The sequence below is a fragment of the Nonomuraea roseola genome (genome assembly GCF_039535395.1).
Lineage (GTDB): Bacteria > Actinomycetota > Actinomycetes > Streptosporangiales > Streptosporangiaceae > Nonomuraea > Nonomuraea roseola.
This window is the reverse complement of the sequence record NZ_BAAAXC010000015.1, coordinates 4,761,029-4,775,743: the sequence shown is the minus strand read 5'-3', so window position 1 is coordinate 4,775,743 and position 14,715 is coordinate 4,761,029. Positions and strand designations below refer to the sequence as shown.

Genomic DNA, 14,715 nt, shown 5'->3' with positions numbered 1-14,715 from the left:
GAGCTCCTCTGCGTCGAAGTGTGACGTCAGCGGATTAAAACGTTCTTCTCGGCCTGGCACAAGTCAGAGGCGCTCGATGATGGTCACGTTGGCCTGGCCGCCGCCCTCGCACATGGTCTGGAGACCGTAGCGCCCGCCCACACGCTCCAGTTCGTGGATCAGCTTCACCGCCAGCACCGCGCCCGTCGCGCCGAGAGGGTGACCGAGGGCGATGGCGCCCCCGTTGGGGTTGACCACCGCGGGGTCGGCGCCCGTCGCCTTGAGCCAGGCCAGCACGACCGAGGCGAACGCCTCGTTGATCTCGACGGCGTCGAGGTCGGAGATGGACATGCCGGCCCTGGCCAGGGCGTGCGCGGTCGCGGGGATGGGGGCGTCGAGCATCACGACGGGGCTGGCGCCCCTCACCGACAGGTGGTGGACGCGGGCGCGGGGCGTCAGACCGTGCTCGCGTACGGCCCGCTCCGACGCGACGAGCAGCGCCGCGGCCCCGTCGGAGATCTGCGAGGACAGCGCGGCGGTCAGCGAGCCGCCGGGCAGGAGGGTGCGCAGCGAGGCCATCTTCTCCCTCGAGGTGTCCCTGCGCGGCCCCTCGTCGACGGCGACGCCCTCATAGGGCGCGATCTCCCGCTCGAAGCGCCCGGTGTCGACGGCGCGCAGCGCCCGCTCGTGCGAGGACAGGGCGAACGCCTCCATCTCCTCGCGGGACAGGCCCCAGTCGGCGGCGATCCGCTCGGCGCCGGCGAACTGGGAGATCTCCTGCGTGCCGTACCGCGCGGCCCAGCCCTTGGAGCCCGAGAACGGCGTGTCGAACCCAGGGAAGACCATGGCGGAGGACATCGGCACCATGCTCATGTTCTGCACCCCGCCGGCCACGACCAGGTCGGCCGTGCCGGACAGCACCGCCTGGGCGGCGAAGTGCAGCGCCTGCTGGGAGGAGCCGCACTGCCTGTCGACGGTCACGCCCGGCACCTCCTCCGGCAGTCCCGCGGCCAGCCAGCAGGTGCGGGCGACGTCTCCCGCCTGCGGCCCCACCGTGTCGACGCAGCCGAAGATCACGTCGTCGACGGCGGCGGGGTCGACGCCGGAGACGACCTGGTTGATGACATGGGCGCCCAGGTCGGCGGGGTGCGCCCCCGCCAGCCCGCCGTTCCTGCGCCCCACTGGGGTCCTGACGGCGGCGACGATGTAGGCCTCGCTCATGCCACCTAGACTAGCAAGCGCTTGGTTCAGAGAGGAACCGCACGTGAGCTGCGGGTGTTGGGTGAACAAGCGATTGCGCAAGGGCTCATAATGGAGAGGTGACCACGCGAAAGAACGCCACTGCCGCACCCCCGAAGACCAAGCGCGCCACCGCGTCGGGATCGGCCTCCGAGCGCCGTGACCACCTCGTGAAGCTCGCCGCGGAGATCTTCGCACGCAAGGGCTTCCAGGCGACGACCGTTCGCGAGATCGCCAACGAGGCGGGCATCCTCTCCGGAAGTCTCTACCACCATTTCGACTCAAAAGAGACAATTGTCGACGAGGTGCTCTCCACCTTCCTCGACGACCTCATCGCCCGCTACCGCGCGGCGCTCGAGAGCGGCGGCGAACCACGCGCGGTCCTGTCGGAGATGGTGCGCATCGGGTTCGGCACGCTCGAGCCCCACCGCGCCGCGATCACGGTCATGCAGAACGACTGGAACTACCTGCGCCAGTTCCCCCGCTTCAACTACCTCGTCAAGGCCGAGGACGACGTGGAGCAGATGTGGGTACGGCAGATCAAGGCGGGCCAGGCGGCGGGGCAGTTCCGCGCCGACGTCGACCCGAAGCTCACCTACCGCATGATCCGCGACACCATCTGGGTGGCCGTGCGCTGGTTCCGCCCAGGCGGCAGGCTCAACACCACCGGCCTGGCCGAGCACTACATCACGGTGCTCTTCGACGGCCTGGCCACCGGCGAGCGGTCCACGCAGCCGCAGGCATGAGCCTCCGCAAGGCGGTGCGGCTCGCGCTGCAGGAGGCCGCCGAGCCCGACAAGGCCGCGGCCATGCAGGCGTACATGAAGTCTGACCTGCCCTTCCTCGGCGTGCAGGCGGGGCCGCGGCGGACGGCCCTGAAGAGGGTCTTCGCCGGGCAGCGCCTCGAGGCCGCTCCCGAGTGGCGGCGCGCGGTGCTGGAGCTGTGGCGCGAGGCCGAATACCGCGAGGAGCGCTACGCCGCGATCGAGCTGTCGGGCTTTCGCTACTACCGTCCGTGGCAGTCCCTCTACACGGTCCCGATGTACGAGGAGATGATCGTCACAGGCGCCTGGTGGGACCTGGTCGACGAACTGGCCACGCACAGGATCGGCGGGCTGCTCGCCGCCTATCCCGACGCGATGCGCCCACTGCTGCTGGAGTGGGCCCACTCCGATGACCTGTGGAAGCGCCGCACCGCGATCCTGAGCCAGAACAGGTTCAAGGCGCGCACCGACACCGCGCTGCTCTACGCCTGCATCGAGCCGAGTCTGTCCGACATCGACTTCTTCGCCCGCAAGGCGATCGGGTGGGCGCTGCGCGAGTACGCCAAGACCAACCCGCGCGAGGTCGTCCGCTACGTCGACGCGAAGGGCATCACCGGCCTGAGCCGCCGCGAGGCGCTGAAGAACATCACCGCGTCCATAGCGCCTGCTGCACCGCCTGCACCAGCGCCATGAGCTCGGGCCTGACGCTCTCGCCAGCCCACGCCAGCGTGTAGGTGAGGCGCAGGTCGGCCACTTCCAGCGGCACGAACCTGACGTCGTCGCGGCGCACGGTCCTGGCCACCAACTGCGGGATCGGCAGCAGCCCCGCGCCGGCGGCGACCAGGTCGAGCGCGGCGGCGAAGTCGTCCTCGGCCACCTGCCTGTGCCTGCCCGGCAGTCCCGCCCACCGTCCGCCGGGAATCAGCAGGTCACGACCGCCTAGGTCGGCGGCGGTGACCCCTGAGCGCCACGGATGGTCCACGGGTACGGCCAGCCGGTCCACCGTGACGTGGAACCTCGCCCCCGTGCCGAACCTGGGTGGCGCGGGGACGGCCACGATCGCGGCCGACACCTCGCCCGTGTCGAGCGCCCGCGCCGCCGCGCCCCGCCCCGCCGTCGCGAGCTCGACGGCGATGCCTCTCGCCGCGAGCCGTCTCGCCACCCTGGCGACGAGCGGTCCTGCCAGCGGTGGATAAGCCAGGTGAATGACAGGCCGGGCCAGTCGCGCCGCCTCACGGCTGAAGGCGGTGACGCCGTCGAGCACCTGGTGAGCATGGTCGAGCAGCGCCTTGCCCTCGGGTGTCAGCCGCACCTGCCTGGCCGTCCTGTCGAACAGGCGCAGACCCACGGCGTTCTCCAGCCGGGTGACGGCCTGGCTCACGGCGGGCTGCGACAGGCCCAGGTCGGCGGCCGCCCGCGAGAAGCTGAGCAGCGCGGCGACCTTCGCGAAGCATTGGATCTCCCGAAGCATAAGCAGCACGAATAGATGATGCACCCGGACGGAGATCGCGTGTTGGGTGGGCGGCATGAGAACGACCGTGCTGGGCTATCCGAGGATCGGCCCGAACCGTGAACTGAAGCGGGCCCTCGAGTCCTACTGGGACGGGCGGATCACCCGTGACGAGCTCGACCAGGTGGGAGCAGGCCTGCGCGAGGAGACCTGGCGGCGGCTGGCCGAGCTGGGGCTCGACGCGCTGCCCTCCAACACCTTCTCCCTCTACGACCAGGTGCTCGACACGGCGGTGATGCTGGGAGCGGTGCCCGAGCGCTACCGCGAGGCCGAGGATCCGTACTTCGCGATGGCGCGCGGCACCCAGGGCCTGGCGCCGCTGCGGATGACCAAGTGGTTCGACACCAACTACCACTACCTCGTGCCGGAGATCTCCCCTTCGACAGTGTTCAGGCTGGACGCCTCCAAGCCCGTCGGCGAGGTACGGCAGGCCAGGGCGCTGGGGTTCGACACCAGGCCCGTCATGCTCGGACCTGTGACGTTCGTGCTGCTGGCGGGGGCGCTGGAGCGACTCGACGAGGTGCTCGGGTGCTACGAGGAGCTGCTGTCGGCGCTGGCCGCCGAGGGCGTGTCATGGGTGCAGCTCGACGAGCCCGCGCTGGTCTGCGACAGGACGAAGGAGGAGCTGGAGGCGGTGCGGGCGGCCTACGAGCGGCTGTGCGCGCGGCCGTCCAGGCCCTCGCTGCTGGTGGCGGCCTACTTCGGCGACCTGGGCGAGGCGCTGCCCGTGCTGGCGGGCACGCCGGTCGAGGGGATCGGCGTCGACCTCGTGCGCGGGAGCCTGCCGATCGAGCTTCCCGGCAGGACGGTGTTCGCGGGGGTGGTGTCGGGGCGTGACGTCTGGCGCACTCGCGAGGCGGAGGCGCTGGCGGCGCTGCGGGCCGTACGGGCCGGCGAGGTCGTGGTGAGCACCTCGTGCTCGCTGCAGCACGTGCCCTACAGCCTCGCGGTGGAGGAGCGCCTGGAGCCGGCCCTTCGCGAGCGCCTCGCCTTCGCCGAGGAGAAGGTGGCCGAGGTGGTCGCCCTGGCGCGGCTGTTCGCCGAGGGAGCGACGCCCGCCCCCACGAGTGCGGCGGCTCCGGCGGGCGCCGAGCGGGCCGAGCCGAGCGCGCGCAGCCCCTACGAGGTCAGGGCGAAGGTGCAGGCCGAGCATCTCGGGCTGCCGAAGCTGCCGATCACCACGATCGGCTCCTTCCCTCAGACCGCGCAGCTGAGGGCGGCCCGCGCCGACCGCTCGCTGCCTCGGGCGAGCTACGAGGCGCTGGTCGAGGGGGAGATCGAGCGCGCGATCAGGGTTCAGGAGCGGCTCGGCCTCGATGTCCTGGTGCACGGCGAGCCCGAGCGCAACGACATGGTGCAGTACTTCGCCGAGCACCTCGACGGCTTCGCGGTGACCGAGCACGGCTGGGTCCAGTCGTACGGCTCGCGCTGCACCCGCCCTCCCCTGCTGCACGGCGACGTCGGCAGGCCCGCGCCGATCACGGTCAGATGGGCGCGGTACGCGCAGTCGCTGACCGCGAAGCCCGTGAAGGGCATGCTGACAGGGCCCGTCACGATCGTCGCGTGGTCGTTCGTCCGCGACGACCTGCCGCTGCGCGAGGTGACCTTCCAGGTCGCCGACGCCATCGCGCGGGAGGTGCGCGACCTGGAGTCGGAGGGCATCTCCGTCATCCAGGTGGACGAGCCCGCGCTGCGCGAGCTGCTGCCGCTGCGCGCCTCCGCCCAGCCGTCCTACCTGCAGTGGGCCGTCGCCGCCTACCGCAGGGCCACCTCGGTGGCCGCCGACCGCACCCAGATCCACACCCACCTGTGCTACTCAGACGCCGAGCAGATCATCTCCGCGATCGACGCGCTCGACGCCGACGTGACCACGATCGAGTCGGCCAGGTCGGGCGCGCCCGCGCCGGAGGGCTTCCCGCGCGGGCTCGGCCCAGGGGTCTACGACATCCACTCCCCTCGGGTGCCCTCGGAGGAGGAGGTGGAGTCGCTGCTGAAGGCCGCGCTCGACGTGCTGCCCGCCGAGCGGCTGTGGGTCAACCCCGACTGCGGCCTGAAGACGCGCACCTACGAGCAGGTGGAGGCGTCGCTCGCCAACGTCGTCAGGGCGACCCTGCGGGTACGGGAAGCGCTCCTATGACGTCGAGCCTGGAGACGGCCCTGGTGAGCGCCACGTAGAGCCGGTTGAGCCCGCGCGGCTCGGCGGCGACGACCGCCGCGGGCTCGACCACCACCACGTGGTCGTACTCCAGGCCCTTGACCAGGCTGGCCGGCATCACGCTCACCCGCTCGTCGTCGATGCCGTGCGCGGCCAGCCTGGCCGCCAGCGCGGGCAGCGCGGCGTCGGCGGCGATCACGCCGATCGAGCCCTCGTGCTCGAGCGCCTCCCTGACGGCGAGCTCCACCTCGTCGCTCCCGCGCAGCTTCAGCCGTCCGTCGGACCTGAACGAGCGGGTGGGCGGCACGTTCACGCCGAGCTGGTCCAGCAGCCTGTTGGCCAGCTCGACCACCACGGCGGGGACCCTGAAGCCGGTGGTCAGCGCGATCACTCTGGCGTCCGGCTTGCCCAGGTTCTTCATCTGCTCGGCCCAGTCGCGGGCCGCCCACGGAGTGGTGCCCTGGGCGAGGTCGCCGAGGACGGTCAGCGAGCCGTACTCGCTCCTGCGGGCGATGGCGCGGCACTGCATCGGTGACAGGTCCTGCGCCTCGTCGACGATCACGTGACCGTAGCCCTTGGGATGGTCGAGCAACCCGGCCAGCTCGTCGAGCAGCACCGCGTCGGCCGCCGTCCAGACGTGCCGGCGGCGGGTGATCGCCGCCTGCTCCCGCGCGCTGAGGAGGCCCTCGGCATGCGGCGCCGGGTCCGACAGCAGCCCTGCCAGCACCTCCTCCGGCTTCACGTTCGGCCACACCGCCTCGACCGCGGGGGTCACCGCCCTGGTCATCCTGCGCAGCCAGGGCGCGTCGGCGGCGCGGCCCCTCAGCTCGGCCTGCCGCCGCACCAGCGCGACCGTCTGCGAGAGCACCCTCTCCCTGCCGATTTTGTACGGCAGCGCCGCCCGCCGCGCCTGGTCCACGATGCGCCTGAGCTCGTCCTCGGCCACGCGCCACACGAACGCACCGTCGCGCACCGCCACCGGCTCGACCGGCTTGGTGATGCGCCCGTACAGCGCCCGCCTGAGCACCGCGGCCATCCTCTCGTCGTGCTTGACGAGCGCGGCCTCGACGCTGTCCTCGCCCTTCACAGGGGTGCGCTGAAGCAGTTCGTCGACGGTCGTCTGCTCGACGTCGACCTCGCCGAGCGCGGGCAGCACGGCGCCGATGTAGCCGAGGAAGGCGCGGTTGGGCCCGAGGATCAGCACGCCGTGCCGTTCGAGCCGCTGCCTGTGGGCGTAGAGCAGGTAGGCCGCCCTGTGCAGCCCGACGGCCGTCTTCCCCGTGCCGGGCGCGCCCTGCATGCAGATCGACTCCTCCAGCTCGGCGCGGACCAGCTCGTCCTGCTCGGGCTGGATGGTGGCGACGATGTCGCGCATCGGGCCGACCCTGGGCCGCTCGAGCTCGGCGGCCAGGATCCGGCTGGCGACCCGCTCGCCGTCGTCGAGGCGTTCGTCCTCGAAGCCGGTGAGGGTCAGGCCCGACCAGCCGTACCTGCGGCGCATGGCCACTCCTCGCCGCTCTCCCGCGTGGGCGCGGTAGAACGCCGTGGAGACGGGAGCCCGCCAGTCGATCACGACGGGCGGGTGTCCCGTCTCTCCTGAGATGTGGCGGCGGCCGAGGTAGTGGCGGTGGCCGTCCTCCAGGTCGAGGCGGCCGAAGAACGGCGGCCCTTCGGGGGCCTCGCCGAGCTCCTTGGCCAGGCTCTTGAGGTGGCGGCCCAGCCGCTCGGCGCTGTAGCGGTCGCCCGCGACGCTCTCGCCGACGATGACGTTGTGGCGGGCTCCGTCGAGCATGCGCTGGAGCCCCTTCCTGCACTCGTCGACGTAGGCGCGCTCTGTCTCGAGTTCGGTCATGCAGATAGTGTAACCGAGTCACGTTTTTAACTGAGTCACATCATGAAGCCTCCCCTGTGAAGGGAGAGGAGGACGAAGACCTGAGCGTGGGTGAACCGGAAGAACATGTCTTCAGGCTCCCGCCGATACGGACACCGCGTCCAACACCGGAAATATCAGGATTAACGCGTATCTGTTGTTAATGTGTGCGCGTGGACATCAACCCCCGGCTCCTGCGGGTGTTCGTGGCGGTCGCCGAGGAGCTCCACTTCGGGCGCGCCGCCGCCCGGCTCTACGTGGCCCAGCAGGCGCTCAGCCGAGACATCCGCAGGCTGGAGGAGCAGCTCGGCGCGACGCTCTTCGCGCGCTCCACCAGGCAGGTGCAGCTGACCCCCGCAGGGGCGAACCTCCTGCCCTCGGCGCGGCGGCTGCTCACCGTCCATGACGAGCTGGTTGCGCAGATCCGCGGCGCGGCGGGACCGCTCCTCGTCGACTTCAACAGCGCGGGCTCCGCGCTGCCCCGGCACCTGATCAGGGCCAGAGAGCTGGCGCCCGAGGCGGAGATCGTCGCGCGCTACCACGGCGGGCTGGCCGCGGGGGCGGCGGCGATCCTGGCGGGCGCGGCCGACGTGTCGTTCGGCCGCTTCGCAGGCCTGGACCCTGATGTGCGAACCCGGCTGGCGCAGACACCGGTGCGGCTCCAGCCGCTGACCGTGATCCTGCCGCCCGAGCACCCGCTGGCCGAGCTGCCCGAGGTGCCGCTCAGCGTGATGGCCGGCTTCCCCCTCGACATCATGGCAGGCAACCCGGCCACCACCGAGTGGACGGACCTGGGCCGGCGGCTGGCGGAGGAGTTCGGACTCACGCTGGCCGCCCCGCACGCCTGCCCGATCGGGCTCGACGAACTGCTCGTCTACCTGCGGCGGCACGGTGAGCCTGTGCTGTCGAGCGCCGGCTGGGCCGACCTCGAGGGCGCGGTGGTCCGCCCGCTGGTCGATCCCGTGCCGCTGTCGCTGGTCAGCCTGGTCCACCGTCAGGGGCTGCGGCACCCTGGCCTCACCGCGCTGTTCCAGGCGATCGCCGAGGAGGACGGCTGGACGGACCGGCCGCCGGGCTCCTGGCTGCCCCCGCTGGACGAGTCGCTGCTCGGCTGAGACTTGTTTGGCTTTCGTCCTGAAACATCTCGCTTGAGCCGCACATCTCCCAGGTGACGCGTTCCCCAGGAAAGGAAGTCACCGCGTGGGACCACCCGAACCGCGGCAGCTCTTCGAGGAGATCTACCTGGCTCACTATCCGGCTGTGTCCGGATACATCGCCCGCCGCACCGACTCTCCCGACGACACCGCCGACGTCATCTCCGAGACGTTCACGACCGCGTGGCGACGGCTCGCCGACATCCCGTCGGGAGAGGAGGCCAAGCTGTGGCTGTACGGCGTGGCCAGACGCATCCTCGCCAACCACTACCGCGCCGAGTCACGAAGGAGCGCGCTGGCCGTGCGACTGCGGGCGGACCTCACCCGCTGGGCGCATTCCGTGGCCGAGCGCGAGCCGGACGCGGCGCGTGAAGCCTTCGCCCGGCTGTCGGACGACGACAGGGAGTTGCTGTCGCTGGTCGGCTGGGAGGGCCTCAACACCGCTGAGATCGCCAAGGTCCTCGGCTGCTCGGGCGGCGCCGCGCGCCTCCGCCTGCACAGGGCCCGCAAGCGACTGGCCGCCGAGCTGGCGGCCGCCGACCTCGACCTCGACCGGTACGGCTCGCGTGCCGTGGCGCTCGCCAAGGAGTGCTCATGACCCACGACCTCGACCGCGTCGTCGCCGCCATCGCCCCCGACCCCGGCCCCGGACTGGTTCCCGGCGCCCACGACCTGATGAGAGAGATCATGGACACCTCCCCCGCACCGGCCGTCCAGCCCACCGTCGAGTCGGCCAGGCGGCGCAGGCGGATGGGCTGGCGGATCGCCGTGCCGGCCGTGGCCGTCCTCGCCGCCTCGGTGACCGTGCTCGGCTGGACCTCCGCCCTGCCCGTCTTCGGCCCCGAGCCGGTGGCCGCCGCCCTGGAGATCACGCAGGAGGACGGCTACTACGTCATCCAGGTGAAGGACCTGCGCGCCGACCCGGCCAAGTACCAGGCACAGCTGAAAGGGCTCGGGCTGGACGTCTCGCTCAGGCTGGTTCCCGCCACCCCAGGCCTGGTCGGCAACCTCTTCGCCACCACGCCCACGAACGAGGTGGTCGAGGAGTTCAAGACCATCGACCGCCCGGGACCCTGCGACAAGGTGGGAACCTGCCCGATCGGGCTGAAGATCCCCGTCGGCTACAAGGGCACGGCGCTGGTGGATCTGAACCGCGATGCCGAGCCGGGCGAGAAGTACGACGCCTTCACCGGGTTCGACGCCAAGGGCGAGCCCATGCACTGCGTGCCGTACGTCAACAAGAAGGTGGGCGAGGTGCGCACGATCCTGGCCGAACGCGGGCTGTCCATCGAGGGGTATGCGACAGGGAAGGGCCCCGACGACGTCAAGGAGCTCACCACGGTGCCCGACTCGTGGTACGTCACCAGCGGCTTCTTGGTCATGCCCGGCAAGGCCAAGCTGATCGCAGGGGCCGAGCCGAAGGCCGACCACCTCGTGAAGACGGAATGGAGGAAGCGGGGCTGCTCCTGACCCTGCCCCAGGGGTGAAGCCGGAGGAGAGGGGCCCATGGGGGCGGGCCCCTCTCCTCCGGGCGGAGAAGTTCGCCCCCCGACGACGGTGACCGGGCGGGATGCCGGGGTAGCTGCTCGGTCATGAGCGAGACACCTGATGACAGGTACACGGGGGAAGAGGCGGCCGAGCGCGTGGACAAGGCCCTGAACGACGACGCGGCGCCCGACGAGATGGACCAGCGCGACGCGCAGGTCGTGGCGGACGCCGAGGCGGCGCCGGTGCACCCTGATCGCGGCCGCTACTCCGAGGAGGGCGGCGCCGAGGACGGGGACCCCGAGGAGGCCGAGCACCGGCAGACGCTGTGGGACGAGTCCACCGCGCAGTCCGGCGTGGACGGGGGGATCGAACCGCCGGACTGAGCACGGTGCCCCACACCCGCCGCCCGCCACCTCGGCGGACGGCGGGTGCCGCTATTTGAGCGCGCCCGCCGTCAGCCCGCTCTGGATCTGACGCTGGAAGACGGTGTAGACGACGAGCATGGGCAGGATCGCGAGGGTCAGCGCGGCGAACAGCGCCGACCAGTCCTGGTCGTAGCCCGCCGCTGTGGAGATGTCGGCGATGCCCTGTGTCAGCACCCACTTGTCGCGCTCCTGCAACAGCACCAGCGGGAGCTGGTACTGGTTCCACTGCCCCAGCACGTTGAAGATCGTGATGCTGACGAGACCGGGGCGGGCCATCGGCAGCATGATCTGGAAGAAGATCCTCGTGTGCGAGGCGCCGTCCACCAGGGCCGCCTCGGCGACCGCGGTGGGCAGGGTGCGGAAGAAGGCGGCGAGGAAGAAGATGGTGAAGGGCATCGAGTAGGCGATGTAGACCAGCACCACCCCCGCGTGGGTGTTCAGCCCGATGAAGGGGATGACCCGCCCCATGTTCTGCACGACGAAGAAGAGCGGGGTCAGGGCGAGGTAGACGGGGAAGGCCAGCCCCGACACGAACAGCAGGTAGAAGGCGCGGTTGCCGCGGAAGGGGTAGCGCGCGAGCACGTACGCGGCCATCGAGCCGAGCAGCATGGTGCCGAGCGTGCTGAAGGACACCACGATGACGCTGTTGAGCATGTACTGGCCGATGTGGGCCTGCTCCCACGCCCTGGCGAAGTTGTCCCACCGCAGCGAGGCGGGCAGCGACCAGGCGTCACCGAAGATCTCCTCCTCGCTCTTGACCGACGCGAGGAAGGTCCAGAGGATCGGCACGATCATGAGGACGGTCCAGACCATCAGCGCCACGTGACTCAGCGCCGACAGCGGCCCCAGCCGAGTACGCCGGTCCTTTCTGACCGACTTCCGGGAAAGGTACATCAGTACTCGATTCGTTCCCGACGCGAGAGGCGCAGGGCCAGGATCGCGAAGCCGATGGTGAAGAAGAACATGATCACGCCGAGCGCCGACGCGTAGCCGAACCTGAAGTACTGGAAGGCGTTGCGGTAGATCTCGGCGGCCATGACCGTGGTGGAGAAGTCGGGGCCACCGTGCTGGTCGGTCATCACCCAGACGATGGCGAAGACGTCGAGGGCGAGGATGCCCAGGTAGACCCATGCCACCTGGACGGTGTCCCACAGCAGCGGCAGCGTGATGCGGAAGAACAGCGAGAAGCGGCCCGCGCCGTCGATCTGGGCGGCCTCGAACATGTCGCCGGGGATCGAGGCGAGCCCCGCGGAGAACAGCACGACGTAGAAGCCGACCGCCTGCCAGACCATGACGCCGAGGACCGACCAGAAGGCGACGGAGGGATCGGACAGGAACCCGACGGGCGACAGCCCGAGCGCCATGAGCGGGCCGTTGAGCATGCCGCTGTCGTCGGGCCTGAAGACCTGCTGGAACAGCACCGCGACCACGGCCACGGCCAGCACCTGGGGAAAGAAGAACACCACCCGGTAGAACTTCGATCCCCACACCCCCGTGACGCCCTTGCCTCCCACGTTGAGGAGGAAGGCGAAGAACAGCGCCAGGACGATGGTGATCAGCGGCAGCAGGACGAGCAGCAGCGCGTTGTGCGACACCGCCTTCCAGAAGATCCCGTCGCTGAAGAGCCGCTGGAAGTTCTCCAGGCCGGTGAACCGCGGCGCGGCGGACACGCCGCGCCAGTCGGTCATCGCGATGTAGAACGCCTGCACGTACGGCGCGATCACGTAGACCAGGTAGAGCGTGACGGGCGCCGCGAGGAACGAGGTGATGAAGAGGCGACGACGCAGCATGTCAGCGCTTGTACTTCTTGATCGCCGAGTCGTTCTTGATCTCGTCGGCCTTCTTCTGGATGCGCTCGAGGTACTTGTCGGGGGTCAGGCCGCCGCTCATCAGCTGGCCCGTGGCGGCGATGGCCTCGTCCTTGAGCTGGGCGTACCAGGTCTGCCAGCGGTAGTAGACGGTGTTGGCGCCCGCCGCGCTCACCGCGTCGGAGGCGCTCTTGGCCCCGGGCGACAGCTGCCTGCCCTCGCCGGCCCCCTTGACGACGGTGACGGTGCGGACGAGCTCGCTGAAGTCGCCCGCCGCCTTCTTCGACAGCATGGCGCGCAGGTACTCCATGCCGGCCTGCGGGTTGGCGCCCTTGGAGGGCACGATGAAGTTCTCGCCCGGCGCGGTGTGCAGCGTGCCGTACGGCAGCTTGTCCGAGCTGGTCACGTCGGGGACGACGAACATCTGGTAGGCGAAGTCGGCGGGGGTGGTGTCCTTCTGCTCGTTCTCCAGCCAGGAGCCCGAGGGCAGCATGGCGACCTCGTACTTGTTCTGCGCGGTCTGCGTCTGCACGTGGTCGAGGCCCGCGGTGCCCTGCATCAGGTACTTGGCGCCGATCTCGGCCCAGCGGGTGGCCGACTCCTTCATCGCCTCGGTGGTCCAGGCGCCGTCCTCGAGGTTGTCGATGTTGACGAGCACCTCGTTCCCGCCGATCTTGGCCGCCATGGTCAGCAGGACCTCGTAGAGGTACTGGGGGAACTTGCCCGCGTAGGTGAAGGGGGCCATCTTGCCGGACTTCTTGATGGTCTCGCAGAGCGCGGTGAACTCGTCCCACGTCTTCGGCGTCGCCCAGCCGTTCTCGTCGAAGGCCTTCTTGGAGTACCAGATGCCGAAGATGTAGTTCACATAGCCGAGCACGCTGAACTTGCCGTCATAGGTGCCGATCTCGATCACGGCAGGGTCGATGGAGTCGCGCACCTTCACCGCCGGGTCGTCCCAGGTGGGCGCGTCGAGCAGCGGGGTGAGGTCCTGCAGCTGGCCGTCCTGTGCGAGGGCGCCGAAGTCCATGGCGTTGGCGCCGGAGTTGTCGATGACGTCGGGCGGGTTGCCGCCGGCGAAGCGCGGCTGCAGGACCTTGGTGATCTCCTTGGTGGCGTTGTGCTTGATCTGCGCCTTGGGGTACTTCGTGGCGAACAGCGGCTGGTGGATGTCCTTGGCGTACGCCTGGCCGAATCCGCCGTCGAAGATCCAGATCTCCAGCGGCTTGTCCGCCGCGACCCCGAAGGGGTTGGCGGCGCTGGTCGGGGCCGCGGCCGGCGCGGAGGAGGCGGGCGCCTGCGCGGGCGTGGCGCAGGCGGCGAGCGCACCCGCCGCCGGAATGAGGACGGCGCTGCGAAGAAGTTCGCGTCGCGTGATGCGAGGAGTGTGGGGGGTGTTCGGCATGGCTACTCCAGTCGATGACTCTCCACGGCCTTGATGGTCAGTTCGAAGGCCTGATTGGTCCGTTCGTAGGTTTGCTGGGCGATCGCCACGTAGACGGCGTCCAGCACGAACAGCTGCGAGTGGACGGCGGCGAGCCCGCCGAGCCTGAACGTGGTCTCCCTGCTGGCCGTGGTGAGCACCAGGTCGGCCAGCTCGGCCAGCGGCGAGCGGGCGAAGGAGGTGACGGCGACGCAGACCGCGCCGTGGGTGCGGGCCTCGGTCAGCGCCTCCATCACCTCGCGGGTGCGTCCGCGGTGGGAGATGCCGATCGCGACGTCGCCCCTGCCGAGCAGCGCCGCGTCGGCCAGGGAGACGTGCGCGTCGCCCGAGCTCCAGCAGGGCACGCCGATGCGGCGCAGCCGTCCCTCGAACATCGTGGCCACGGCGCCGCTGGTGGAGACGCCGACGAGCAGCACCCTGCTGGCGGCCACGATCGCGTCGGCGACCTGGCCGACGGCGGCCAGGTCGAGCTGGGCGGCGGTGTCCTGGATCAGCCGGCTGTCGGCGGCGGCCATGACCTCGATCGCGGCGTCCAGCGGGTCGTCGGGGCCGATGTCCTGGCCGACTCCCGCGCCCCAACCGGCCTGCGCCGCCCTGCCGGTCTCCGTGGCCAGCGCGACGCGCAGCTCGGCGTAGCCGGAGAAGCCGAACGCCCTGCAGAACCTCGTCACGGTGGCGGGCGAGCTGCCGGCCCGCTCGGCGAGCGCGATGATCGTGGAGCGCGCGGCCTCGGCGGGATCGCCGAGAATCACCTCACCGACCCTGCGCAGGGCCTCGGGAAGTCCGGGCAGCTCTGTCTCGACGCGGCCGAGGGCACCAGATGGCACGAATATTCCTTCCGAATATCGGACCTTGCGGCGAAAATTATTCTTGCAATCGGGTC

At 70.4% G+C, this 14,715-nt stretch carries 14 protein-coding genes; 7 read left to right on the top strand and 7 right to left on the bottom strand.

The annotated features are described in order from the left end of the window. Window positions 1-63 precede the first annotated feature (63 nt). The gene (locus tag ABFX55_RS46035) at window positions 64-1,200 is read right to left on the bottom strand and encodes an acetyl-CoA C-acetyltransferase (protein WP_346130161.1); all 1,137 of its coding nucleotides are present in this window, start codon (window positions 1,198-1,200) and stop codon (window positions 64-66) included. Window positions 1,201-1,298: 98 nt separating this feature from the next. Between ABFX55_RS46035 and ABFX55_RS46030 the strand changes: the two genes are divergently transcribed. Next, window positions 1,299-1,964 (top strand): TetR-type transcription factor C-terminal domain-containing protein, encoded by a 666-nt coding sequence (locus ABFX55_RS46030; protein ID WP_183657210.1) that lies wholly within the window; start codon window positions 1,299-1,301, stop codon window positions 1,962-1,964. Beyond that, window positions 1,961-2,674 carry a DNA alkylation repair protein gene (locus ABFX55_RS46025; protein WP_346130159.1) on the top strand — a complete coding sequence of 238 codons (714 nt, stop codon included), beginning with the start codon at window positions 1,961-1,963 and terminating at the stop codon, window positions 2,672-2,674. The genes ABFX55_RS46030 and ABFX55_RS46025 overlap by 4 nt, the downstream gene beginning before the upstream one ends. Here the strand turns inward: ABFX55_RS46025 and ABFX55_RS46020 are convergent. Further along, window positions 2,628-3,452, bottom strand: a complete 825-nt coding sequence (locus tag ABFX55_RS46020; protein ID WP_346131453.1) for a LysR family transcriptional regulator — start codon at window positions 3,450-3,452, stop codon at window positions 2,628-2,630. The two genes, ABFX55_RS46025 and ABFX55_RS46020, sit on opposite strands and share 47 nt — an antisense overlap. A 55-nt stretch (window positions 3,453-3,507) precedes the next feature. Here ABFX55_RS46020 and metE point away from each other — a divergent pair, with 55 nt between their 5' ends. Beyond that, window positions 3,508-5,628, top strand: a complete 2,121-nt coding sequence (gene metE / locus ABFX55_RS46015; RefSeq protein ID WP_346130157.1) for a 5-methyltetrahydropteroyltriglutamate--homocysteine S-methyltransferase — start codon at window positions 3,508-3,510, stop codon at window positions 5,626-5,628. Here metE and ABFX55_RS46010 read toward each other — a convergent pair. Then, complete coding sequence (locus ABFX55_RS46010; protein WP_346130155.1) at window positions 5,591-7,498, bottom strand: HelD family protein; 1,908 nt, start codon at window positions 7,496-7,498, stop codon at window positions 5,591-5,593. The two genes, metE and ABFX55_RS46010, sit on opposite strands and share 38 nt — an antisense overlap. 191 nt (window positions 7,499-7,689) lie before the next feature. Here ABFX55_RS46010 and ABFX55_RS46005 point away from each other — a divergent pair, with 191 nt between their 5' ends. From ABFX55_RS46005 to ABFX55_RS45990, 4 genes are all read left to right on the top strand, one after another. After that, on the top strand, window positions 7,690-8,631 hold the full coding sequence (locus tag ABFX55_RS46005) for a LysR family transcriptional regulator (RefSeq protein ID WP_346130153.1): 942 nt from the start codon (window positions 7,690-7,692) through the stop codon (window positions 8,629-8,631). 85 nt (window positions 8,632-8,716) lie between these two features. Continuing rightward, window positions 8,717-9,268, top strand: coding sequence for an RNA polymerase sigma factor (locus ABFX55_RS46000; RefSeq protein ID WP_346130151.1), 552 nt, complete (start codon window positions 8,717-8,719; stop codon window positions 9,266-9,268). Beyond that, window positions 9,265-10,140: a hypothetical protein gene (locus ABFX55_RS45995; RefSeq protein ID WP_346130150.1), complete on the top strand. Its 876-nt coding sequence runs from the start codon at window positions 9,265-9,267 to the stop codon at window positions 10,138-10,140. The genes ABFX55_RS46000 and ABFX55_RS45995 overlap by 4 nt, the downstream gene beginning before the upstream one ends. A 122-nt stretch (window positions 10,141-10,262) precedes the next feature. Further along, complete coding sequence (locus ABFX55_RS45990) at window positions 10,263-10,541, top strand: hypothetical protein (RefSeq protein WP_346130149.1); 279 nt, start codon at window positions 10,263-10,265, stop codon at window positions 10,539-10,541. 51 nt (window positions 10,542-10,592) lie between these two features. On the opposite strand, the gene ABFX55_RS45985 is transcribed toward ABFX55_RS45990, so the two are convergent. From ABFX55_RS45985 to ABFX55_RS45970, 4 genes are read right to left on the bottom strand one after another with little or no spacing between them, the layout of a single operon-like run. Continuing rightward, window positions 10,593-11,477, bottom strand: a complete 885-nt coding sequence (locus ABFX55_RS45985) for a carbohydrate ABC transporter permease (RefSeq protein WP_346130148.1) — start codon at window positions 11,475-11,477, stop codon at window positions 10,593-10,595. After that, complete coding sequence (locus ABFX55_RS45980) at window positions 11,477-12,373, bottom strand: carbohydrate ABC transporter permease (protein ID WP_346130147.1); 897 nt, start codon at window positions 12,371-12,373, stop codon at window positions 11,477-11,479. The genes ABFX55_RS45985 and ABFX55_RS45980 overlap by 1 nt, the downstream gene beginning before the upstream one ends. Window position 12,374: 1 nt before the next feature. Then, window positions 12,375-13,793, bottom strand: a complete 1,419-nt coding sequence (gene ngcE, locus ABFX55_RS45975) for an N-acetylglucosamine/diacetylchitobiose ABC transporter substrate-binding protein (protein WP_346130146.1) — start codon at window positions 13,791-13,793, stop codon at window positions 12,375-12,377. Between the two features lie 2 nt (window positions 13,794-13,795). Then, the gene (locus tag ABFX55_RS45970; protein WP_346130145.1) at window positions 13,796-14,659 is read right to left on the bottom strand and encodes a MurR/RpiR family transcriptional regulator; all 864 of its coding nucleotides are present in this window, start codon (window positions 14,657-14,659) and stop codon (window positions 13,796-13,798) included. Between the last annotated feature and the right edge of the window lie 56 nt (window positions 14,660-14,715).